Source organism: Sphingomonas sp. DMC8 (genome assembly GCF_056314185.1).
In genome coordinates this window covers 338,096-359,562 of sequence record NZ_JBQUYV010000006.1, presented here as the reverse complement: position 1 = coordinate 359,562, position 21,467 = coordinate 338,096, and the positions used below count along the sequence as shown (strand labels likewise).

The 21,467-nt window shown below is 69.0% G+C and carries 23 protein-coding genes and 1 tRNA gene; 12 read left to right on the top strand and 12 right to left on the bottom strand.

Features of this window, described 5'->3' with window-relative positions; translation table 11 throughout:
- The first annotated feature begins 29 nt into the window (after window positions 1–29).
- The 6 genes from ACT53K_RS14425 (at window position 30) to ACT53K_RS14400 (ending at window position 5,577) form a co-directional block, all read left to right on the top strand.
- On the top strand, window positions 30–233 hold the full coding sequence (locus ACT53K_RS14425; RefSeq protein ID WP_476229383.1) for a putative signal transducing protein: 204 nt from the start codon (window positions 30–32) through the stop codon (window positions 231–233).
- A 92-nt stretch (window positions 234–325) separates the two neighbouring features.
- Window positions 326–2,095 (top strand): DNA helicase RecQ, encoded by a 1,770-nt coding sequence (gene recQ, locus ACT53K_RS14420; protein WP_476229382.1) that lies wholly within the window; start codon window positions 326–328, stop codon window positions 2,093–2,095.
- Between the two features lie 174 nt (window positions 2,096–2,269).
- On the top strand, window positions 2,270–2,698 hold the full coding sequence (locus ACT53K_RS14415; RefSeq protein WP_476229381.1) for a protein tyrosine phosphatase family protein: 429 nt from the start codon (window positions 2,270–2,272) through the stop codon (window positions 2,696–2,698).
- Window positions 2,695–3,102 carry a hypothetical protein gene (locus tag ACT53K_RS14410; protein ID WP_476229380.1) on the top strand — a complete coding sequence of 136 codons (408 nt, stop codon included), beginning with the start codon at window positions 2,695–2,697 and terminating at the stop codon, window positions 3,100–3,102. Before ACT53K_RS14415 ends, ACT53K_RS14410 begins: the two co-directional genes overlap by 4 nt.
- On the top strand, window positions 3,095–4,048 hold the full coding sequence (locus tag ACT53K_RS14405; RefSeq protein WP_476229378.1) for a sterol desaturase family protein: 954 nt from the start codon (window positions 3,095–3,097) through the stop codon (window positions 4,046–4,048). The genes ACT53K_RS14410 and ACT53K_RS14405 overlap by 8 nt, the downstream gene beginning before the upstream one ends.
- On the top strand, window positions 3,982–5,577 hold the full coding sequence (locus ACT53K_RS14400; protein ID WP_476229377.1) for a GMC family oxidoreductase: 1,596 nt from the start codon (window positions 3,982–3,984) through the stop codon (window positions 5,575–5,577). The genes ACT53K_RS14405 and ACT53K_RS14400 overlap by 67 nt, the downstream gene beginning before the upstream one ends.
- 95 nt (window positions 5,578–5,672) lie before the next feature.
- Here the strand turns inward: ACT53K_RS14400 and ACT53K_RS14395 are convergent, their stop codons facing one another.
- The 4 genes from ACT53K_RS14395 to ACT53K_RS14380 form a co-directional block, all read right to left on the bottom strand.
- The gene (locus tag ACT53K_RS14395; protein ID WP_476229376.1) at window positions 5,673–7,091 is read right to left on the bottom strand and encodes an ammonium transporter; all 1,419 of its coding nucleotides are present in this window, start codon (window positions 7,089–7,091) and stop codon (window positions 5,673–5,675) included.
- Window positions 7,092–7,105: 14 nt separating this feature from the next.
- Entirely contained in the window at window positions 7,106–7,444 is a 339-nt protein-coding gene (locus ACT53K_RS14390) for a P-II family nitrogen regulator (protein ID WP_476229374.1), read from the bottom strand.
- Window positions 7,445–7,626: 182 nt separating this feature from the next.
- Window positions 7,627–8,238, bottom strand: a complete 612-nt coding sequence (locus tag ACT53K_RS14385; protein ID WP_476229373.1) for an LON peptidase substrate-binding domain-containing protein — start codon at window positions 8,236–8,238, stop codon at window positions 7,627–7,629.
- Entirely contained in the window at window positions 8,235–9,131 is an 897-nt protein-coding gene (locus ACT53K_RS14380; RefSeq protein WP_476229409.1) for a tetratricopeptide repeat protein, read from the bottom strand. Before ACT53K_RS14380 ends, ACT53K_RS14385 begins: the two co-directional genes overlap by 4 nt.
- 208 nt (window positions 9,132–9,339) lie before the next feature.
- On the opposite strand from ACT53K_RS14380, the gene ACT53K_RS14375 reads away from it, so the two are divergent.
- Together ACT53K_RS14375 and ACT53K_RS14370 are read left to right on the top strand one after the other, a co-directional pair.
- Window positions 9,340–9,414 (top strand) — tRNA-Gly (locus ACT53K_RS14375).
- A 110-nt stretch (window positions 9,415–9,524) separates the two neighbouring features.
- Window positions 9,525–9,929 carry a DUF2147 domain-containing protein gene (locus tag ACT53K_RS14370; protein ID WP_476229372.1) on the top strand — a complete coding sequence of 135 codons (405 nt, stop codon included), beginning with the start codon at window positions 9,525–9,527 and terminating at the stop codon, window positions 9,927–9,929.
- A 21-nt stretch (window positions 9,930–9,950) separates the two neighbouring features.
- On the opposite strand, the gene ACT53K_RS14365 is transcribed toward ACT53K_RS14370, so the two are convergent.
- A complete protein-coding gene (locus ACT53K_RS14365; RefSeq protein ID WP_476229371.1) occupies window positions 9,951–10,649 on the bottom strand; it encodes a FadR/GntR family transcriptional regulator in 699 nt (232 codons plus the stop codon).
- 94 nt (window positions 10,650–10,743) lie between these two features.
- On the opposite strand from ACT53K_RS14365, the gene ACT53K_RS14360 reads away from it, so the two are divergent.
- Window positions 10,744–11,547, top strand: a complete 804-nt coding sequence (locus ACT53K_RS14360) for a DUF72 domain-containing protein (RefSeq protein WP_476229370.1) — start codon at window positions 10,744–10,746, stop codon at window positions 11,545–11,547.
- Window positions 11,548–11,855: 308 nt separating this feature from the next.
- Here the strand turns inward: ACT53K_RS14360 and ACT53K_RS14355 are convergent, their stop codons facing one another.
- From ACT53K_RS14355 to hemC, 6 genes are read right to left on the bottom strand one after another with little or no spacing between them, the layout of a single operon-like run.
- A complete protein-coding gene (locus ACT53K_RS14355; protein WP_476229369.1) occupies window positions 11,856–12,962 on the bottom strand; it encodes a CaiB/BaiF CoA transferase family protein in 1,107 nt (368 codons plus the stop codon).
- Window positions 12,959–13,483, bottom strand: coding sequence for a GNAT family N-acetyltransferase (locus tag ACT53K_RS14350; RefSeq protein ID WP_476229368.1), 525 nt, complete (start codon window positions 13,481–13,483; stop codon window positions 12,959–12,961). The genes ACT53K_RS14355 and ACT53K_RS14350 overlap by 4 nt, the downstream gene beginning before the upstream one ends.
- Window positions 13,483–14,667, bottom strand: coding sequence for an acyl-CoA dehydrogenase (locus ACT53K_RS14345; RefSeq protein WP_476229367.1), 1,185 nt, complete (start codon window positions 14,665–14,667; stop codon window positions 13,483–13,485). The genes ACT53K_RS14350 and ACT53K_RS14345 overlap by 1 nt, the downstream gene beginning before the upstream one ends.
- A gap of 13 nt (window positions 14,668–14,680) precedes the next feature.
- On the bottom strand, window positions 14,681–15,568 hold the full coding sequence (locus tag ACT53K_RS14340; protein WP_476229366.1) for a hypothetical protein: 888 nt from the start codon (window positions 15,566–15,568) through the stop codon (window positions 14,681–14,683).
- 31 nt (window positions 15,569–15,599) lie between these two features.
- Window positions 15,600–16,262, bottom strand: a complete 663-nt coding sequence (locus tag ACT53K_RS14335) for a uroporphyrinogen-III synthase (protein ID WP_476229365.1) — start codon at window positions 16,260–16,262, stop codon at window positions 15,600–15,602.
- A complete protein-coding gene (gene hemC, locus ACT53K_RS14330) occupies window positions 16,259–17,164 on the bottom strand; it encodes a hydroxymethylbilane synthase (protein WP_476229364.1) in 906 nt (301 codons plus the stop codon). Before hemC ends, ACT53K_RS14335 begins: the two co-directional genes overlap by 4 nt.
- A gap of 308 nt (window positions 17,165–17,472) precedes the next feature.
- On the opposite strand from hemC, the gene tsaD reads away from it, so the two are divergent.
- Window positions 17,473–18,498, top strand: a complete 1,026-nt coding sequence (tsaD, locus tag ACT53K_RS14325; protein ID WP_476229363.1) for a tRNA (adenosine(37)-N6)-threonylcarbamoyltransferase complex transferase subunit TsaD — start codon at window positions 17,473–17,475, stop codon at window positions 18,496–18,498.
- Window positions 18,495–19,472: an NAD(P)H-dependent glycerol-3-phosphate dehydrogenase gene (locus ACT53K_RS14320; protein WP_476229362.1), complete on the top strand. Its 978-nt coding sequence runs from the start codon at window positions 18,495–18,497 to the stop codon at window positions 19,470–19,472. Before tsaD ends, ACT53K_RS14320 begins: the two co-directional genes overlap by 4 nt.
- 377 nt (window positions 19,473–19,849) lie before the next feature.
- Here ACT53K_RS14320 and ACT53K_RS14315 read toward each other — a convergent pair whose 3' ends face one another.
- The gene (locus tag ACT53K_RS14315; protein WP_476229361.1) at window positions 19,850–20,011 is read right to left on the bottom strand and encodes a DUF1674 domain-containing protein; all 162 of its coding nucleotides are present in this window, start codon (window positions 20,009–20,011) and stop codon (window positions 19,850–19,852) included.
- Between the two features lie 131 nt (window positions 20,012–20,142).
- On the opposite strand from ACT53K_RS14315, the gene ACT53K_RS14310 reads away from it, so the two are divergent.
- Window positions 20,143–21,420, top strand: a complete 1,278-nt coding sequence (locus ACT53K_RS14310; RefSeq protein ID WP_476229360.1) for an RsmB/NOP family class I SAM-dependent RNA methyltransferase — start codon at window positions 20,143–20,145, stop codon at window positions 21,418–21,420.
- Window positions 21,421–21,467 lie beyond the last annotated feature (47 nt).

Here is a 21,467-nt window from a genome sequence, read left to right as displayed (position 1 = left end):
CATGCGCGTCAACGCAAGGAGGTGCCGCTATGGCCCTTGTCGAACTCGGCCGGTTCAACCGGCAGGAAGCCTTTATCGTCCAGGGGCGACTGGAAGAGGAAGGCATCGCCAGCTTCGTGTTCGACGCCGGCGCCAGCATCGCCGATGGCAGCTATCTGCTGATTCCCGTGCGCGTGATGGTCGATGACGACGACATCGCCGCCGCCCGCGCGATCGTCGATCAACCGGCCTGACCGGACCGAGACGCGCCGCGGGTTAGCAAGCCGGCACCGCGTCGCCCCGCATCGGCTCGACAGCCGCCACGCCACGCGGCTAGGGACGGGCGATGTCGGGTGATCCGCTCCACCATCTCCGCCGGGTCTTCGGCTATGACGCGTTTCGCGGCGTGCAGGCGTCGGTGGTCGACCGGGTGCTGGCGGGCGAGCGCACGCTGGCGGTAATGCCGACGGGCGCGGGCAAATCGCTGACCTACCAGCTCCCCGCCGTGATGCTGGAGGGCACCTGTGTCGTCGTCAGCCCGCTGATCGCGCTGATGCACGACCAGCTGCGCGCGGCCGAGGCGGTCGGCATCCGCGCCGCTACGCTCACCAGCGTGGACGACAATCGCGCCGAGACGATCGAGCGCTTCCGCGCCGGTGCGCTCGACCTGCTCTATATCGCGCCCGAGCGCGCCTCGGGCGAGGGCTTCCGCAACCTGCTGACCCAGGCGAAGCTCAGCCTGTTCGCGATCGACGAGGCGCATTGCGTGTCCGAATGGGGGCATGATTTCCGCCCCGACTACCGGCTGCTGCGCCCGCTGCTCGATCGCTTTCCGGAGGTGCCGCGCCTCGCGCTCACCGCCACCGCCGACGCGCATACCCGCGCCGACATTCTCGACCAGCTCGGCATTCCCGAGGAAGGGCTGATCGTCGCCGGGTTCGACCGGCCGAACATCCGCTACACCATCGCCCCGCGCGAGAACACGACGCGGCAGATCATCGACGTGGTGGCGGATAATCCCGGCCCCGGCATCGTCTATGCCCAGACGCGAAAAGGGGTCGAGCAACTCGCCGAGAAGCTGGCGGCGGAAACCGGCCGCCCGGTCCTTCCCTATCATGCCGGGCTCGATCCCGAGGTGCGGCGGCGCAACCAGGCGGCGTTCGTCGCCAGCGAGGACATGGTGGTGGTCGCCACCGTCGCGTTCGGCATGGGCATCGACAAGCCCGATGTTCGCTTCGTCGCCCATGCCGGGCTGCCCAAGTCGATCGAGGCCTATTATCAGGAAACCGGCCGCGCCGGCCGCGACGGCGATCCGTCGGTCGCGCATCTCTTCTGGGGCGCCGACGATTTCGCCCGCGCCCGCCAGCGGATCGGCGAAGTCGAACCCGCCCGCCAGCCCGGCGAACGCGCCCGCCTCACCGCGCTCGGTGCGCTGGTCGAGACGGCGGGCTGCCGCCGCCGCATCCTGCTCCGGCATTTCGGCGAGGATGCGCCCGAGGCCTGCGGCAATTGCGACAATTGCCTCCATCCCCCCGCCGCGATCGACGCCAGCGTCACCGCGCAGAAATTCCTATCGGCGGTGTTCCGCACCGGCATGCTCTACGGTGTCGGCTATATCGAGGGCATTCTCACCGGCGTCTCGAGCGAGCGCAGCCTGATGAACGGGCATGAGAAACTGTCGGTGTTCGGCATCGTCGAGGGTGACGAAGTGGCACTGCTCAAGCCCGTGGCCCGCGCGCTGCTGCTGCGCGACGCGCTGCGCACCAACGAGCATGGCGGGCTGGAATTCGGCCCCGAGGCGCGGCCGATCCTGAAGGGCGAGGCGAAGCTGGAGCTTGTCCTGCCGCCCCGCCGCGAACGACGACGCAAGGCCGCAAAGGGATCGGTCCCCAACCCGGTCGGCAACCCGCTGTTCGAGGCACTGCGCGCAAGGCGGCGCGAGATCGCGCAGGAAACCGGGCTGCCGCCCTATGTCATCTTCCACGATTCGGTGCTGCGCGACATGGCGGCGGCGCGACCCGATTCGCTCGCCGCGCTGGGCGAGCTGCCCGGCATCGGCGCGCGCAAGCTGGAGGCGTATGGCGCCGATTTCCTGGCGGTGATCCGGCAGTTTTGAACGGAGCCCCTGCCTGGCCTCTTGCGCTCCCCTCCCGCTTGCGGGAGGGGTCGGGGGAGGGACCGACGGGGAAGACGCGCAAAGCCGGTCCATCCCCCCTAACCCCTCCCGCAAGCGGGAGGGGAACTGTTGCCCTTCTGTCAGGAAGGGGGAATTCGAGCGAGGATGTAGCCCATGCCCAACAAGATCGACGACAGCATCTCGGTGGCGCCGCAGATCCAGCCCGAGGATGTGCCCGCGCTGGCTGCGGCCGGGTTCGTCCATATCATCAACAACCGCCCCGATGGCGAGGAGCCCGGTCAGCCGAGCGGCACCACCATCGCCGCTGCGGCCGAAGCCGCCGGGCTGGGCTACACGGCGATTCCCGTAACGCCCGGCGGCTTCAATCTGGGCCAGGTGGAAGCGATGCGTGCCGCGCTCGCCGAAGTGGACGGGCCGGTGCTCGCTTATTGCCGGTCGGGTACGCGCTCGTGCAATCTCTGGGCGCTGGCGGCGGCACAGGCCGGCGGCGATCCGGCCGAGCTGGTCGAAAAAGGCGCCGGTGCCGGGTACGACCTGTCGGCGATCCGGCCTGCGCTTGCGCAACTTTCGGCAGGAAAATGAACCTGTTCACGCTGATCGGCGGTTCGCTGGCGGCGATACTGGCGCTTGCCGTGACAGCGCGCCTGCTCGGACTGGGGACCGCCCGGCTGACGACCCCGACGGAGCTTTGCGAAATTGCAGAATCCACCTTTGCGGACCTCATCGCCCGTCGAGGCTGGCTCGATATGCACGGGCAGGGTGGCTTCGTCCTCGCCGAGGACGGACGGCTGGTGCTCATCCGACGTATCGGCGCCCGCTTCGTGGCGCGGCTGCTGCCCGCACCCATCGCCCTTCGCAACGACGGGGCCGTGATCCGGGTGCCGCGCACCGAGCGGCTGCTCGGCCCCTGCACGATCACGCTTGAATCGGAAGCCGAAGCGCGCTTACTTACATCGGTGTCAGGAGAGCGTCGCCCGAATGGATAAGCTGCCCGATCCCGTAAACTATGCGATCCCGGCGTTCGTGCTGGCGATCCTTGCGGAAATGATCGTGGCGCGGCTGCGCGACCGCAGCCGCTATTGCCCGCGCGACACGTTGACCTCGATGTTGCTGGGGCTGGGCAGTACCGTGGCGGGCGTCGCCACCGGCGGCATGGTGTTCGCGCTGGCGATGTGGCTGTGGCAATATCGGCTGCTCGACATCGGCTATGCCTGGTATGTCTGGCCGATCGCCTTCGTGCTTGACGATTTCGCCTATTACTGGTTCCACCGCACCGCCCACCGCGTCCGCTGGTTCTGGGCGAGCCATGTGATCCACCATTCGAGCCAGCATTATAACCTGTCGACCGCGCTCAGGCAGACCTGGACCGGCTTTATCAGCCTGGCCTTTCTGTTCCGCCTGCCGCTGTTCCTGATCGGCTTTCCGCCGCCGATGGTGTTCTTCGTCGCCGGGCTCAACCTGATCTACCAGTTCTGGATTCATACCGAGATGGTGGACCGGATGCCGCGCTGGTTCGAAGCGGTGATGAACACGCCGTCGCACCACCGCGTCCACCATGCCACCAACCCGCGCTATCTCGACAGCAACTATGCCGGCGTATTCATCGTCTGGGATCGCTGGTTCGGCACCTTCGTCCCCGAGCGTGCCGACGACCGGCCGCGCTACGGCATCGTCAGGAATCTCGGCAGCTTCAACCTGCTATGGGCGGCGTTCCACGAATGGGTGGGCATTGCCCGCGACCTGTGGACCGCGCCCGACTGGCGCGCGCGCTGGCACTATGTCGCCGCCCCGCCCGGCTGGAGCCACGACGGCAGCCGCGACACGTCTGAAAGCATAAAAAGACGCTGGCAGGAGAGGGAAGCCACATGGAAGAAGCCGACATCGTCGTCATCGGCGGCGGATCGGGCGGGAGCGCCGTCGCAGGCCGCCTGAGCGAGGATGGCACCACCCGCGTCGCGCTGCTCGAGGCAGGCGGGCGCAACACCGGGCTCAAGACGATCATGCCGGGCATGATGCCGTTCCAGGGGCCGGCGACCAACTGGGCGTTCGAAACGGTGCCGCAGCCGGGGCTGAACGGCCGCCGCGGCTATCAGCCGCGCGGGCGCGGGCTGGGCGGGTCGAGCGCGATCAACGCCATGCTCTACATTCGCGGCCAGCCACAGGATTATGACGACTGGCGGGCGCTGGGCTGCGCCGGCTGGGGCTGGGAGGATGTGTTCCCCTGGTTCAAGGCGATCGAGCACAACAGCCGCGGCGCCGATGCCTGGCACGGCGCCAGCGGCCCGCTCTGGGTGAGCGACCAGTGCGATCCGCACCCCGGCAGCCGCGCCTTTATCGAGGCAGCCGCCGCGCTGCAGATTCCGGTCAATCCCGATTTCAACGGCCCGCGTCAGGAAGGCGTGGGGCTGTATCAGGTGACGCAGAAGGGCGGCGAGCGCTGGACGGCGGGTCGCGCCTATCTGGCGCAGGCGCGCGCGCGGGCGAACCTGAACATCCTGTGCGATACGCTCGCGGAGCGCATCCTGTTCGAGGAAGGACGCGCGGTCGGCGTCGTTTATCGCCAGGGTGGGCGAACGCACACGATCCGCGCCCGCCGCGCCGTGGTGCTCGCCGCAGGCGCGTTCCAGACGCCGCAATTGCTGATGCTGTCGGGCATCGGCCCGGCGGCGCATCTCCAGTCGCTGGGCATCGACGTGCGGCTCGACCGGCCGGCGGTCGGCGCCGACCTGCAGGACCATGTCGATTATGTCGCGAGCATGGAAACCGACGGCACGCTGTTCCTCGGTCGCTCGGCGGCGGGGTCGCTCAAGTCGCTGGGGTCGCTGGCAAAGTGGCTGTTCACACGGCGTGGGGTGATGACCTCGCCGTTCGCCGAGGCGGGCGCCTTTCTGCGCACCGATCCCGCCAATCCGCGCCCCGACATCCAGCTCCATTTCCTGATCGCGGTGGTCGAGGATCATGGCCGGTCGAAGCTCAAGGCACATGGTTTCAGTTGCCATGCCTGCCCGCTGCGCCCCGAGAGTCGCGGCACGGTGCGACTCGCCTCGGCCGATGTCGGCGACGCGCCGCTGATCGACCCCGCCTATTTCAGCGCGCCGGCCGATATGGAGACGCTGAAGCGCGGCGTGCGGGCGATGTACCGGATTCTCGAAACGCCGCCGCTTACCGACTATCGCGGGCGCGATCGCTGGCCGGTCGACCTTGCCGACGATGCCGCGCTGGAAGATCGCATCCGCGCGCGGGCCGACACCATCTATCACCCGGTCGGCACGGCGCGGATGGGGAGCGATGCCGATGCCGTATGCGATCCCCGGCTGCGGTTGCGCGGGGTGAGCGGGCTCTATATCGCCGATGCTTCGGTGATGCCGCGGCTGATCAGCGGCAATACGAACGCGCCGACGATTATGATCGGCGAGCGCTGCGCATCGTTCCTGCGCGAGGATCTGGGCCTCTCCGCATAAAAAAAGGGCTGGTGGTTGCCCACCAGCCCAGTCGTCCGCAGGAGGAACCCCGGTGGGGCGCCGCGCCAGGAGAGGCCGCGCAGCGCCCGAACTTGTCAGTAGTTGTAGGCGCGCTCGCCATGCTCGTTGATGTCGAGCCCTTCGACTTCCACTTCCTTCGAGGGGCGGATGCCGATGGTGTACTTCAGCGCCAGGAACAGGACGGCCGACACGCCGCCCGACCAGATGAGGGTGATCAGCACCGCTTCGAGCTGGATGACCAGCTGCGCGACCATGTCGTAGGTGGGCGCGGCGACCGACGGGAACTTGGTGTAATCGATCACGCCCTGGCCGCCGAGCTTCGGATCGGCGACGATCGCCGTGCCGAGCGCGCCCAGAATGCCGCCGATGCAGTGCACGCCGAACACGTCGAGCGAGTCGTCATACTTCAGCTTGTTCTTCACGGTGGTGACGAAGAAGAAGCAGACCGGCGACACGACCAGGCCGAGCACGATCGAGGTCATCGGCGCGGCATAGCCCGAGGCCGGGGTGATCGCGACGAGGCCGGCGACCGCACCGGTCACGCCACCCAGCAGCGACGGCTTCTTGTGCACGACCTGCTCGATCACCGCCCAGCTCACCGCCGCAGCCGCCGTGGCGACGAAGGTGTTGATGAAGGCAACTGCGGTCACGCCGTTCGCTTCGAGGTTGGAACCGGCGTTGAAGCCGAACCAGCCCACCCACAGCAGCGAGGCGCCGATCATGGTCATGGTCAGCGAGTGCGGCGGCATCGGCTCGCTCTTGAAGCCCACGCGCTTGCCGATCACGAGGCAGCCGACCAGGCCGGCAATGCCCGCATTGATGTGGACGACGGTGCCGCCGGCGAAGTCGAGCGCGCCCTTGGCATAGAGGAAGCCGGCGTCGTTCGGCGAGTCAGCCAGGAAGTCCGGGCCCGCCCAGTACCAGACCATGTGCGCGATCGGGAAATACACGATCGTCATCCACAGGACCATGAAGATCAGCAGCGGCGTGAACTTCACCCGCTCCGCGAACGCGCCGATGATCAGCGCCGGCGTGATGCAGGCAAAGGTCATCTGGAAGCAGACATAGGCGAATTCGGGAATGTAGACGTTGTTCGAGAAGGTCGCCGAATAGCTATTCGCGCTGACCCCGATCAGGAACGCCTTGGAAAGCCCGCCGAAGAAGGGATTGCCGCCGGTAAAGGCGATCGAATAGCCCCAGCAGCACCACACCAGCGCCGCCACCGACACGATCATGAACACCTGCATCAGCACCGACAGCATGTTCTTGGTGCGAACGAGGCCGCCATAGAACAGCGCCAGCGCGGGCACCGACATCATCAGCACCAGCGCCGAGGAAACCAGCATCCAGGCGGTGTCGCCCTTGTTGACCATCGTCGCCTGCTGCGCGGCAGTCGGCGCCTTGACCATCGCCGCCTGTGCCCAGGCCGGCATCGCCGCGAAGATCGCGGCCGCACCGAGCGCGAGCCCGGCGGTCTTCCATCCTTGCTTCATCGATACCCCCTTGCTCACAGCGCGGTCTCGTCGGTTTCGCCGGTGCGGATGCGCACGGCCTGGCCCATGTCGAGGACGAAGATCTTGCCATCGCCGATGGCACCGGTGCTTGCGGCGGCCTGGATCGCCTCGACGGCGCGGTCCGCCAGATCGCCGGCCACGGCGATCTCGATCTTGATCTTGGGCACCATGTTGGTGCTGTACTCGGCACCGCGATAGATTTCGGTCTGGCCCTTCTGGCGGCCAAAGCCCTTGACCTCGGTGACGGTCATGCCCGTCACGCCCACTGCAGTCAGCGCTTCGCGCACCTCATCCAGCTTGAACGGTTTTATGATGGCGATGATGAGTTTCATTTCGCCCCCTCTTGGCGGTTGTCCCGGGAGCTACTCAGCAAAGCGCGTGCCAAGTTCGGAATCGCGTGATTCCGCTGCCTTGCGCGTAATCAAATGTTACGAATGCGTGAATTTTTTGTGCAGATGCGAAACGCTGCTCAAAAAACGGGCAACCAAAAAAGCAGCAGCCCGGTTCCGGCGCGCTATTGCAGCGTGGCGCGATCCTCGCCGTGCCGGCCGAAAAATTGCATCAGCTGGACGATCAGGTCCGCACGCGCGGAAAGGTCCGGCGCCTCGAGCAGCGCCTGTTTCGACGCCGCGTCGAACGGCGCGATCTGGGCGATGCCGTTGACCAGCGATTCGTCATCCAGCCGCGTCACGGCTTCCCAGTCGACGGCATAGCCCAGCCCGTCGGCGAACCGCTTCGATTCGATTTCCAGCGAGGCGCGCTCGGCCAGCGCCAGCGTCTCGGGCGATCCGGCCGGCTCCAGCAATGCCTCGACCTGGCGGAACGGCGTGGAGACGTCCAGCTCGCGCACGATGGTAAAGCGCGCCAGCCCTTCCAGCACGATGTCGAACCGGCCGTCGTCCAGCGCCTCGACATCGGCGATCCGGCCGACACAGCCCATCGCGAACAGCCCCGGCGGGTTCTTGTCGTCACGCGGCTGGACCATGCCGATGCGCCGGTCACGCGCCAGCGCCTCGGACACCATCGCCCGGTAACGCGGCTCGAAAATGTGCAGCGGCAGGTGCATGCGCGGAAACAACAGCGCCCCTGCCAGCGGAAACACCGAGAGCCGCGTCGTCCCGCTCATCCGAACAGGATCGCCGACAGCTTGCGCCGCTGCGCCGAAACCCAGGGATCTTCCAGGCCCACCACTTCGAACAGCTTGAGCAGCCGCTGCCGCGCCGCGCCTTCGTTCCAGGCGCGGTCGTCGCGCACCATGGCGAGCAGTGTCTCGGCCGCTGCGTCGCGGTCGCCCGCCGCCATCTGGCCGCCGGCCAGTTCGTAGCGCGCGTCCATGTCCTCGGGATTGGCCGCCGCACGCGCCGCCAGCGCCGCAAGATCGTCGACCGGCTGCGCCTCACGCGCCAGGCTCAGCGCGGCGCGGGCGCGCTCGACTTCGGGGGCCTTGGCGGCATCGCCGGTGATCGCGTCGAGTTCCGCCTGGGCATCGTCGTGCCGGCCAAGCGCAGTCAGCGCGCGGACCCGGCCCGCCGCCACCGCGGCATGATCGGGCGCCATGTCCGCCAACTGATCGAAGATCGAGAGCGCGCGCTGCGCATCGCCATCGGCCAGCACCTGCTCGCCCATCGCGATCAGCGGCTCCAGCTCGGCCTCGACGCTCGCATCCTCGCCCTGCACGGGCAGCTGGCGCAGAATCTGGTCGAGCATGGTGCGGAGCTGCGATTCGGTCCGCGCGCTGGTCAGGTCGGCGACCAGCTGGCCCTGGAACATCGCATAGACGGTGGGGATCGAACGCACCTGGAACTGTGCCGCGATGAACTTGTTGGCATCGACATCGATCTTGGCGAGCTTCACGCCCTTGCCGGCATATTCGGCGGACACCTTTTCCAGCACCGGCCCCAGCGCCTTGCACGGGCCGCACCATTCCGCCCAGAAATCGATGATGACGAGCTGCGTCATCGACGGCTCGACGATGTCACGGCGGAATGCCTCTACGGCTTCCTTTTCGGCGGGGCTCATTCCAAGCGTGGCCAAGGGCTGCTCCTGCTATCCTGTTGCAACGCGCGGGCACCGCGCGGATGGTTTGCGCCTATTTGGGCGTTCCCGCGCCCAGCGCCAAGCCTTTTAAGAAAGTTGCGCGAAGGGGCTTGCGCACCCCGGAGGGCGCTGCTAGTGGGCGCGCCTCACCCGCCGGAAGCGCTGCTTCGCTACCGGCCACAACGCCAGAGCGGGCGTAGCTCAGGGGTAGAGCACAACCTTGCCAAGGTTGGGGTCGAGGGTTCGAATCCCTTCGCCCGCTCCAGCGGTCGCAGCAGGCGTCCGCCGCGTATGCCACGCCTTCCGCATCAACCCCGGGCTTCCCGCCGCCGCGTCGCGTGCTACACGCGCGCGATCCAGCCGGGAGTTGCCCCTTTGCGTATCATCCTGCTTGCCGCTGCATTCTGCCTTGTTCCGTCGCTCGCCGCCGCCCAGTCGCAGCCGGCCCCCAGCGTGTGGCGCAATCCGTCGGACAGCGTGCATGTCCGCGCCGCGCCCTGCGGCAGCGACAGCATGTGCGCCACGGTGATCTGGGCGAGCGACAAGGCCAAGGCCGATGCCCGGCGCGGCGGCACCGATCCGCTGATCGGCGCGCAGCTGTTCCAGAATTTCAAGATCGTCCACGCCGGCCTGTGGAAAGGCACGGTGTTCGTGCCCGACATCAACCAGCGCTTTTCGGGAACGGTGACGGTGGTCGATGCCAACACCATCGTCGGCAAGGGCTGTGCGCTGCTGGGCGCCGTCTGCAAGTCGCAGACCTGGACGCGCGTGAAGGAGTAGCGCCCCCGCGCAACCGGCCTCTCAGGGCATCAGCCGCTTGCGTCCCTGCGACAGATGCCAGCGCATCGCCAGCGCGGCGCCGTCGGCATCCTGGGCGCGGATCGCCTCGACGATGGTGGCATGTTCGCGCACCATCGCGGCAATCGGCTCGGGCTCGCGGGTGCGGGCAATGTCGACACCGGCACGCATGATCCGCATCGTCTCTTCGTGGAGATGCTCGAACGCCTTTTCGAAGGCGGGGTTGGCGGTGGCGTGGAAGATGGCGCGGTGCAGCCGCCAGTCCTCGTCATGCGCCGGTCCGCTGGAGAGCAGTGCCGCGCGCAGATCGCCCATCGCCGCCTCGATCGCCTCCATCTGCTCGGGCGAACGCCGGATTGCTGCCAGCCGCGCCGCCTCTGCCTCCAGCACGAAGCGCACTTCATAGGTGCCGAGCGTCGCCGACAATTCGGTCATCGGCATGTGCGCGCCCAGCCGCAGCGAGGGGCGACGCATCACATACGAGCCGGCGCCCCGACGCGATTCGGTGATGCCGTCGGCGGCCAGCCGCACCAGCGCCTCCCGCACCACCGTGCGCGACATGCCGAACGTCTCGGCCAGCCGCGATTCCGACGGCAACCGGTCGCCCACCCCCAGCCCGTCGGCAAGGATGATTTCGACGATGCGCGAATAGGCGCGATCGGCCAGGCGCTGGTCTGGAACGGAACAAAGGTTTCGCGACATGGACCGGCACGATACTCAGGCGCGGCGAAATGGCGAGTCGCCGTTGGTCGTAGTTGCGGCGCCCGATATTCCCATATCGAGAAGGAGAGGCGGAGTGGCGGAGAACAGCGGAGCGATTCGGGTCGGCATCGGCGGATGGACGTTCGAGCCGTGGCGCGGCACCTTCTATCCGCCCGGGCTGGCGCAGAAGCGCGAGCTGGAATTCGCCGCGCGCGCGCTGACCGCGATCGAGATCAACGGCACCTATTATTCCACCTTCAAGCCCGCCAGCTTCGCCGGCTGGGCCGCGGCGGCGCCCGAGGGGTTCACCTTCACGGTCAAGGGCTCGCGCTTCGTCACCAACCGCAAGGTGCTGGCAGAGGCGGGGGAATCGATCGCCCGCTTCTGCGGCCAGGGGCTGGTCGAACTGGGCGACCGGCTGGGGCCGATCTTCTGGCAGTTCATGGCGACCAAGAAATTCGATGCCGCCGATTTCGGCGCCTTTCTTGCGCTGTTGCCGCGTAGCCAAGATGGCGTGAAGCTGCGCCATGCGGTGCAGGTTCGGCACGAAAGCTTCCACACGCCCGAATTCGTCGCCTTGTGCCGCACTGCCGGGGTGGCGATCGTGTTTGCCGATTCGCCGCAATATCCGGCGATCGCCGATGTCAGCGGCGACTTTGTCTATGCCCGGCTCGAGGCGGGCGAGGACGACAATCCGCTTTGCTATCCCGAAGCCGACTTCCCCCGCTGGACAGAGGCGGCGCAATGCTGGGCGCGCGGCGGTCAGCCGGAAGGGCTACCCTGTTTCGCGGCCGAACCCGCCCCGGTGCAGCCGCGCGAGACCTTCGTCTTCTTCATCCATGGCGGCAAGGTCCGCGCGCCGGCGGGGGCGCAGGAATTGATCCGGCGGCTGGGCTAGGCGCGAACCTTTGGCGTCCCGCTTCGTTGGTCGGAGGACAGGCAAGGAGCGCCGTATGATCCACGATCCCGAAAAGCAGCCGCCGCAGAACGACGAAGCCGAAGCGATGGAAGAGGCCCAGGAAGACGCCGCCGAGGAACGCGAGGAAGAGGGCGGGTATCAATAGCGAGCGCTAATCACCCTCACCCTTCCGCGCCTGCGGCGCTCCCTCCCTCTCCCAAGGGGAGAGGGAGCAAAACACCTCTCCCTTTGGGAGAGGGAGGGGCCCGCCGCCGAAGGCGGTGGGAGGGTGAGGGTGACAAACGCCCCTAACCCCGCCCCGGACTTCCCCGCTCCGCCACCATCCGCTCGCCGTCGATCGTGATCGGGCTCGCCAGCCCCGGCAGCCCGTCGCGCATGATCGCCATCCCGCGCGCCACGACCTGCGGATCGGCGAAGACTTCGTCGACGCGGTTGATCGGCCCGGCCGGCACGCCCGCCGCCTCCAGCGCCTCGTACAGATCGGCCCTGGCCCAATCGAGCATCGCCCGCGCCAGTAGCGGGATCAGCGCGTCGCGGTGCGTCACTCGCCCCGGATTGGTCGCGAAACGCGGATCGCCGGCCAGGTCGAGCCCGAGGATCGCGCACAGCTTCGCGAACTGCCCGTCATTCCCCACCGCGACGATCAGCTCGCCGTCGCGGCAGGCAAAGGCCTGATAGGGCACCAGATTGGCATGGCCGTTGCCCATGCGGTGCGGCACCTTGCCGCTCGCCATCCAGTTGAGTGCCTGGTTGGCGAGCACCGCGACCTGCGTGTCGAGCAGCGCCATGTCGATATGCGCGCCCACCCCCTCGACATCGCGACGGCGCAGCGCGGCAAGGATCGCCACCGCCGAATAGACGCCGGTGAAGATGTCGGCATAGGCGACGCCGGCTTTCTGCGGCGGCCCGTCGGGCTCGCCGGTCAGGCTCATCGCGCCGCCCATGCCCTGGATGATGAAGTCGTATCCGGCGCGCGCCGCATAGGGGCCGGTCTGGCCGAAGCCGGTGATCGAGCAGACCACCAGCCGGGGATGGGCCGCGCGCAGGCTGGCGGCATCGAGGCCGTATTTCGTAAGCCCGCCGACCTTGTAATTCTCGATCACGACATCGGCATCGGCGATCAGCGTCTTCGCCGCCGCCTGCCCTTGCGCCGTGGCGATGTCGATCGCGACACTCGTCTTGCCGCGATTGCAGGCATGGAAATAGGCGGCGTCGCGGTTCACCCCCTCGGCATCGTGGAGGAAGGGCGGACCCCAATGGCGGGTATCGTCGCCTGCCCCGGGCCGCTCGACCTTCACCACCTCGGCGCCCAGATCGGCGAGCAATTGCCCGCACCACGGCCCGGCAAGGATCCGCGCCAGCTCGACGACCTTGATGCCGGCGAGCGGCTTCACCCCTCGCCCCGCCGGATCGCATAGACGACATGGTCGGGGAACAGCTTGCCGCCGCCGCGATGGTGACGGCCCTCGATCAGCGTGCCGCCGATCTTGGCCATTGCCCCGCGCGACCGCAGATTATGCTCGCCGACCAGGAACACGACCGTGCCGACGAAGCGGTGGATATGGTCGAGCATCAGCCGCTTCACGTCGCGGTTATAGGTGCCGCCCCAATAGGCCCGGGCGAGGAACGTCCAGCCGATCTCGATCTCGTCTTCTTCCGGCACCCAGGCGTCGTAGCGGCTGGAGCCGATCACCGCGCCGGTCGCCTTGTCCTCGATCGCCAGCCCGCCGCCGCACGCCAGCGCATCGGCAAAGAACTGGCGGAACACCGGTTCCTGCCAGCGGTCCGGCACCGGGTGGAGTTCCCAGATCAGCGGATCGGAAGCCACCGCGTAGAGCGCGTCCCAGTCCGCCGCCGCCAGCGGGCGGATGCGGACCAGTTCGCCCTCCAGCACCGGCTGCCGGTCTGGCGCCATCAGAACGCCGCGATGCCGGTGATCGCCCGGCCGAGGATCAGCCCGTGCACGTCGTGCGTGCCTTCATAGGTGTTGACCGTCTCGAGGTTGATCGCGTGGCGGATCACATGGAACTCGGCCGAAATGCCGTTGCCGCCGTGCATGTCGCGCGCGGTGCGGGCGATATCGAGCGCCTTGCCGCAATTGTTGCGCTTGATGATGCTGATCGCCTCGGGCGCCAGCGTGCCGGCATCGAACATCCGCCCGCAGCGCAGCGCCGCAGCCAGACCCAGCGCAATCTCGGTCTCCATATTGGCGAGCTTGAGCTGGACGAGCTGGGTCGCGGCCAGCGGCCGGCCGAACTGGTGGCGATCGAGCGTATATTGCCGCGCGGCGTGGAAGCACGCCTCGGCCGCGCCCATGCTGCCCCAGGCAATGCCGTAGCGCGCGCGGTTGAGGCAGCCGAACGGGCCCTTCAGCCCCTGCACATTGGGGAGCAGCGCGTCTTCGCCGACTTCCACCCCGTCCATCACGATTTCGCCGGTGATCGAGGCGCGCAGGGACAGCTTGCCTTCGATCTTCGGGCTGGTGAGGCCCTTCATGCCCCGTTCGAGCACGAAGCCGCGGATCGCACCATCATGCGCATCGCTCTTCGCCCAGACGACGAACACATCGGCGATCGGCGCATTGGTGATCCACATTTTCGCGCCGGTGATCCGGTAGCCGCCGTCGATCTTTTCGGCGCGGGTGCGCATGCCGGCGGGGTCCGATCCGGCATCGGGCTCGGTCAGGCCGAAACAGCCGACCCATTCGCCGGTCGCCAGCTTCGGCAGATATTTCCGCCGCTGCTCCTCGCTGCCATAGGCATAGATGGGGTGCATCACGAGGCTGGATTGCACGCTCATCGCCGAGCGATAGCCCGAATCGACGCGCTCCACTTCGCGCGCGACCAGGCCATAGGCGACATAGCCGAGCCCCGCGCCGCCATAGGTTTCGGGAATCGTCGGGCCGAGCAAGCCCAGCGCGCCCATTTCCGACATGATCTCGCGGTCGAACCGCTCCTCCAGATAGGCGGAGGTGACGCGCGGCAGCAATTCGCCCTGCGCATAGTCGCGCGCGGCGTCCCGCACCATCCGCTCCTCGTCGGTCAGCTCGCCGTCGAGCCTGAACGGATCCTGCCAGTCGAACCGGCCCATCTCTGCCATGTCAGTCGTTCCTCTACTGCGCCGTTGCGTTGGGCGCCGGCCGGGGGGCCGGTGCTGCAGGCGCGGGTGCGGACGGCGTTTCTGCTGCCGCCTTCTCGATTTCGTCCAGCGCCTTGCGCGCGTTCACATAGCGCGCGGCAGCGCCGGTCCAGCCCTGCGCATTGGCGACGCCGGGCATATGCGCAATCTCGGCCATCGCCACTTCGACATTGCCTTCGGCCAGCGCCTGGCGCGCACGGCGCAGCCGGTCGGCGGGGCGCGGGCTGGGCATGTCGAGCGGGCGCAGCACCATCAGGTCGCCGACAAAGGCGCGGAACCGCGTCCAGGCGCCGTCATTGGGGCCGGTGGCAAGCCGCGGCGCGATGGCGTCGAGCGCGACCTTCAGGTCTTCCAGCGTCACCGGCGCCGCCGCCGCCGCGACGATGGCCGACACCGCTTCGCCATGCTTGTCGCCAAAGCGCGCGCGGAGCTGATTCTCCAGGCTGCCCAGCGGCTGGCCGCGTTCGATCGCGCGGCGCACGGCGGCGGCGACCATCAGCCGCTCGGCCTGGCTCGCATAGACCGAGGCGTTGCGCGCGCTGCTGCCCAGATCCTGCAGCCGCAGTTCGAGCGCATCAAGCCGCGCCGCCAGCGCCATTTCGCGCGCATCGAGCGTCGCGACATCGGTGGCGGGAGGAAGCGTCGATCGCGGGGGCACCGCGACCGGCGAGGGCACAGGGGAAGGGGCCGCCACGGGGACGGTCTTCTGGGCAGGGGCATGCACCAGGCTGGGCCCGGCAAATTGAATCAATGCCGCAGTAACGGCCATGCCGCCCAGGAATCCGGCGCCGCCGATCAGCGTCCGGCTGCGCAGGAGGGCAGGGTTGCGGGCCGGCTCCGGCGCAAGGGGCTCGTCGCTCATGGCGCCCTTTTCGCCGCGCGATGCCCTGCGGTCAATCGGCGAGCGCAATTGCGGCGTCGATCAGCGCATCGCTGTCGGGCGAAGGCGCCACTGCCACTGCCTGCCACCCCGCCCCGGCCGCTACGGCCGCCGCCGCGCTGACCGCCGCCAGCCGCACATCGCCGCGATCGACCACCAGTTCGGCGAGCCGTGCCCCGGCCCGGGCCGATTGCACCAGCGCCACGCTGCCGGCGAGCGCGGCCACTGCCTCGGGCGCCACCGGCACCGCGTCGCTGGCATAGACCGTGCGCACCGCTGCCACGATTCCCCCTGCCGCAACGGTGTGCTCGCGCCCGGCAAGGTGCAGCGCGCGCCGCACGCCCATCGCGTCGGCCTGTTCGAGCAAGGCTGCAGCACCGCCCTGCCCCACCGATACCACCGCAAAGCCCGCCTGCCGCGCCGCCGCCGCCGTCGCGGCGCCCACGGCATGGACCGGCAGCGCCGCGAGGCTTGCCAGCCCCGGCCCGGCAAGCCGCACCGCATTGGCGCTGGTCAGTATCAGCGCGTCGAAGGCCGAGGCGTCGGGCAGTTCCCACGCCAGCCCCCGCGCCGCGAACAGCGGCAGCCGGATTGCGCGATACCCGCGCGCCTCGATCGCCGCCGCCGTCGCGCCGTTGCCGGGCTCGGGCCGCAGCACCGCGAGCGGGCGGCTCATCCCGCGAACAGCGCGCGCACTGCCTCCGGCGCGCGGGCGAGCAGGTCGCGGGCCAGCGCTGCCGGGAGCGCCGCATCCCCGGGCGCGCCTTCGATCATGCCATGGACATGCGCGCTGCCGTCTTCGGCGAACAGCTCGGCCTCGATCGTCAGGATCGCCCCTTCGATCGTCGCCAGCGCCGCGACCGGCGAATGGCAATCGGCCTTCAGCGCAGCGAGCAGCGCCCGCTCCGCCAGCACGCAGGCATGGGTCTGCGGATCATCGATCGCCGCCACCAGTTCGCGCGCACGGACATCGTCGGCGCGCACCTCGATCCCCACCGCCCCCTGCGCCGGGGCGGGCAGCATCACATTGGTCGGCACGACATGACCGACGTCATGCCGTCCCAGCCGCTCGAGCCCGGCCGAGGCGAGCAGCGTCGCATCTGCCTCGCCCGCCGCCAGCTTCGCCAGCCGCGTGTCGACATTGCCGCGGAACAGCACGGTGGAAACATCCGGCCGGTGCCGCTTCACCTGGGCGGCCCGGCGCGGCGAGGCAGTGCCCAGCACCGCGCCCTGCGGCAGCGCGTCGAGCGATTCCGCCCCCACCAGCCGGTCGCGCACATCGGCGCGCGGCAGCATCGCGGCGATCACGATCGCCTCGGGCCGGAAGGTCTCGACATCCTTCATCGAATGGACCGCGCAGTCGATCTCGCCCGCCAGCAGCGCACGGTCCAGCTCCTTGGTCCACAGCGCCTTGCCGCCGATTTCGGCCAGCGGCCGGTCCTGCACCTTGTCGCCGGTGGTGCGGACGACGACGATCTCGCCCGCAATGCCATGCGCCGCCTGCAGCGCCGCACGCACCATGTTCGCCTGCGCCAGCGCCAGCGGCGAACCGCGCGTACCGATACGGAATCCAGTCATGCGCGTGGTGCTAGGGTCGTGCTCCGGCAAGGGCAATGGGGGTGATACCGGGGGGCCGATTTTGGTTCACGCGAAGGCGCGAAGACGCGAAGATGTTTTATGCGCGCAGGGGACGCAGAGGGGGTATCGCTCGCTATGCCCGCAGGGCAATCCAGAGAGCGGATTCGATCGGCTACGCCGGTCAAGCCACTCCAGCCTCCTCTGCGCTCTCTGCGCCTCTGCGCGAAATATTTCTCTTCGCGCCTTCGCGCGCACCAAATCAACACCCTCCCTCTGGACCCTATCGCGAAGCGGCTTAGATGGGGACAATGGCACTGATCCTCGGGCTTGAATCGAGCTGCGACGAAACCGCAGCGGCGCTGGTCGACAGCGACGGCACGATCCGCGCGCACAAGCTGGCGCGGCAGGAAGAGGCGCATCGCCCCTATGGCGGCGTCGTCCCCGAAATCGCCGCCCGCGCGCATGTCGAAATGCTCGGGCCGCTGGTCGAGGCGGCGCTGGAAGAGGCCGGCGTCACGCTCGATCAGGTCGATGCGATCGCCGCCACTGCCGGCCCCGGCCTGATTGGCGGGGTGATGGTCGGCCTCGTCACCGGCAAGGCGCTCGCGCTCGCCGCGAACAAGCCGCTGGTCGCGGTCAATCATCTCGAGGGCCACGCGCTTTCCCCCCGCCTCGGCGACCAGAGCCTCGCCTTCCCCTATCTCCTCCTCCTCGTCTCGGGTGGCCATTGCCAGTTGCTGCTGGTCGAAGGCGTCGGCCGCTATCGCCGGCTCGCCACCACCATCGACGATGCGGCGGGCGAGGCGTTCGACAAGACCGCCAAGCTGCTCGGCCTCGGCTTTCCCGGCGGCCCGGCGGTGGAAAAGGCAGCGGAACGCGGCAATCCCAAAGCCGTCCCCCTGCCCCGCCCGCTGGTCGGCTCGGGCGAGCCGCATTTCTCCTTCGCCGGCCTCAAGAGCGCCGTCGCCCGTGCGGTGAACGATTACAGCGCGGAAGATCTCGCCGCCTCGTTCCAGCAGGCGGTGGTCGATTGTCTGATCGACCGCACCCGCCGCGCGCTGGCCGGCGTGCAGCCGACCGCGCTGGTGGTGGCCGGCGGCGTCGCCGCGAACAAGGCAGTGCGCGCCGCGCTGGAGGCGCTCGCTGCCGAGCACGGCCTGCGCTTCGTCGCGCCGCCGCTGTGGCTCTGCACCGACAATGCCGCGATGATCGCCTGGGCCGGCGCCGAGCGCTTTGCCGAAGGCTGGACCGACCCGCTCGACACGCCGGCCCGCGCCCGCTGGCCGCTCGACCCCGATGCCGAAAAGGTGCGCGGCGCAGGAGTGAAGGCATGAAAATCGGCGTGATCGGTGGCGGGGCATGGGGCACCGCGCTGGCGCAGGTGGCGGCGCGCGACGACCGGCCCGTGCTGCTCTGGGCGCGCGAGCCCGAGGTGGTGGAGGGCATCAACACCGCCCATGAAAACCGCAGCTTCCTTGCCGGCGTGCCCCTTTCCCCGGCGATCCGCGCGACCGGCCGCCTGGGCGACCTCGCCGGCTGCGACGCGCTGCTCGTCGTCGCCCCCGCCCAGCATGTCCGCGCCGTGCTGGCCGAGGCGGCGGTCGGTGCCACGCCGCTGGTGCTCTGCGCCAAAGGGATCGAGGCGGGCACCCGTCTGCTGGTCGGCGAAGTCGCGCGCAGCGTCGCCCCGCAAGCGCCCATCGCGGTGCTGTCCGGCCCCACCTTCGCGCATGAGGTTGCCGCCGGGAAGCCCACCGCCGTCACGCTGGCCTGCGAGGACTCGGAACTGCGCACGCGCCTGATCGACCGGATCGGCGCGCCGGCCTTCCGCCCCTATGCCTCGGCCGACGTGACCGGCGCGGAGATTGGCGGCGCGGTGAAGAACGTCCTCGCCATCGCCTGCGGGGTGGTGGAAGGTGCCGGGCTCGGCCTCAACGCCCGCGCCGCGCTGATCGCGCGCGGCTTTGCCGAAATGACCCGCTTCGGCCTTGCCCGCGGCGCGCAGGCAGAGACGCTGACCGGCCTGTCGGGCCTCGGCGACCTCGTCCTCACCTGTTCCTCGACCAATTCGCGCAACTTCTCGCTCGGCGTCGGGCTCGGCCAGGGCCGCAGCGCCGCCGCGCTGCTGTCCGACCGCAAGACCGTGGCCGAAGGCGCCTTCACTGCCCCGGTCCTGCGCGAGGCGGCGGCGGAAGCGGGGGTGGACATGCCGGTGACGGCGGCAGTCAACGCGCTGCTGGAGGGCGCACCGGTGGCCGAGGTGATCGAGGCGCTGCTCAGCCGGCCGCTGAAGGCAGAGGCGGTGTAGGGGGGAGCAAGAGCTGGTCCCGGGTCTCAGGGCAGCCGGCGCCGGGAAAGCGCTGTCCTACAGCCAATGATCCCGTTATGTTCCGGTTCGCTCTTTGACATCGTCGGCATACCGATCCGCTCGGGCGCACCGCCTTGGCGGAGCCTCATCCGCGTATCGCAATCCTCTCCACCAGCCGTCGTCCCAGCGAACGCTGTGGTTCCACGAGGCTGGGCGAGAGCGGAACAGCGCTGCTTCGGGAGATGCCAGCTTGCGCTGGCATGACGGTGGGAGAGGCCACGATTATGCGTAGATAATGTTCGTCGCGCTCGGTCGCTGACCCCGGCGAAAAAGTGTTTTGACCCTAAACTTCCTAAACTTCGCCTCTCGCCGCACCGTCAAAAATCGACGGCGATTCCCTTCAGCTCCCAGTCGCCATAGCGTACCGGATCCTTGCCCAGCGGGTCGCTTTCCGGGCGCTGCAGCGGTTCGGGCTTGGGCACCGGCGGGTTCTTCGAGAGATAGGCCGGCGGCTGCACATGCGGGGGGCGCTTGCCCATAAGGATTGCCTTCCTTGGTTGCCCGGCCCATGTCGGCCGCCAAAGGAGCATGGTCAAGTGAACGGTTGGGAAATGACGCCGCAAGCGGCAGCGGGCGCAGTGGCGCCTATCGGGTCCGGAGCGCGCTGAACATGGCCCGTCCTGCGCCACGCCGCCCGGCCCGCCCCGAAGCCGACGCGCCCGGCGTCCCCGCCCGGCGCGCCGCGCTGAAGCTGCTCGATGCGGTGCTGCGCCGCGGCCTGGCGCTGGAACAGGCGCTCGATTCTGCGGCCCAGGGGCTGGCGCCCAATGATCGCGGCCTTGCCCGTGCCATCGCCGCCGAGGCGCTGCGGCGGCTGCCCGATCTCGACGCGCTGATCGATTCCGCCACCCGCCAGCGCCTGCCCGACGATGCCAAGGCGCGCTTCGCGCTGCGGATCGCGCTGGTGCAGGCCATCGCACTCGGCACGCCCGGCCATGCCGCCATCGCCACCGTGCTGCCGCTGGTCGATGGCGGGCCGCGCAAGCTGGTGCACGGCGTGTTCGGCACGCTGATGCGCGGCGATGCGACGCTGCCGGACCTGCCCGCGCTGCCCGACGCGGTGTGGTTGCGCTGGCAGGCCGCCTGGGGTGACGCCATGGTGGAGGCAGCGCGCGGCGCCATCGCCGCCCCGCCGCCGCTCGACCTGAGTCTGCGCAGCGACATGCCGCTGCCCGACGCGGTCAGCCTCGCCCCGCGCCATGCCCGGCTCGCCCCCGGCACCAGCGTGCCGACGCTGCCCGGCTTTGCCGAGGGCGACTGGTGGGTGCAGGATCTCGCCGCCTCGATTCCGGCAAGGCTGATCGGCGCGGGTACGGGCACCGCGCTCGATCTGTGCGCCGCGCCGGGGGGCAAGACGCTGCAGCTCGCCGCCGCCGGCTGGCAGGTGACGGCGGTCGATGCTTCGGAAAGTCGTCTCGCGCGACTTCATGACAATCTGGAGCGAACTGGCCTGTCCGCGACCGTGGTCGCGGCCGACCTGCTCGACTGGGCACCGCCCGCCCCGGCCGATGCGGTGCTGCTCGACGCGCCGTGCAGCGCCACCGGCATTTTCCGCCGCCATCCGGACGTGCTCCACCGCGTCCGCCCCTCGCTGATCGGCGAAATGGCGGCGCTGCAGGCGAAACTGCTCGACCGCGCCGCCGCCTGGGTGAAGCCGGGCGGCACGCTGGTCTTCTCCACCTGCTCGCTCGAGCCGCAGGAGGGCGAGGCGCATCTGGCGCCGTTCCTCGCCGCCCATCCGGACTTTGCGCTGGTGCCGGCAACCCCCGCAGAACTGCCCGCGGGCATCACGCCCCGCGAGGACGGCAGCCTGCGCATCCTGCCGGGCATGCTTGCCGAAGCAGGTGGCCTCGACGGCTTCTTCATCGCCCGTTTCCGGCGGCGTTGAACGAAAGCTGTGGATAACCCCGTGCATAAGCGATGGAACAAATCGGG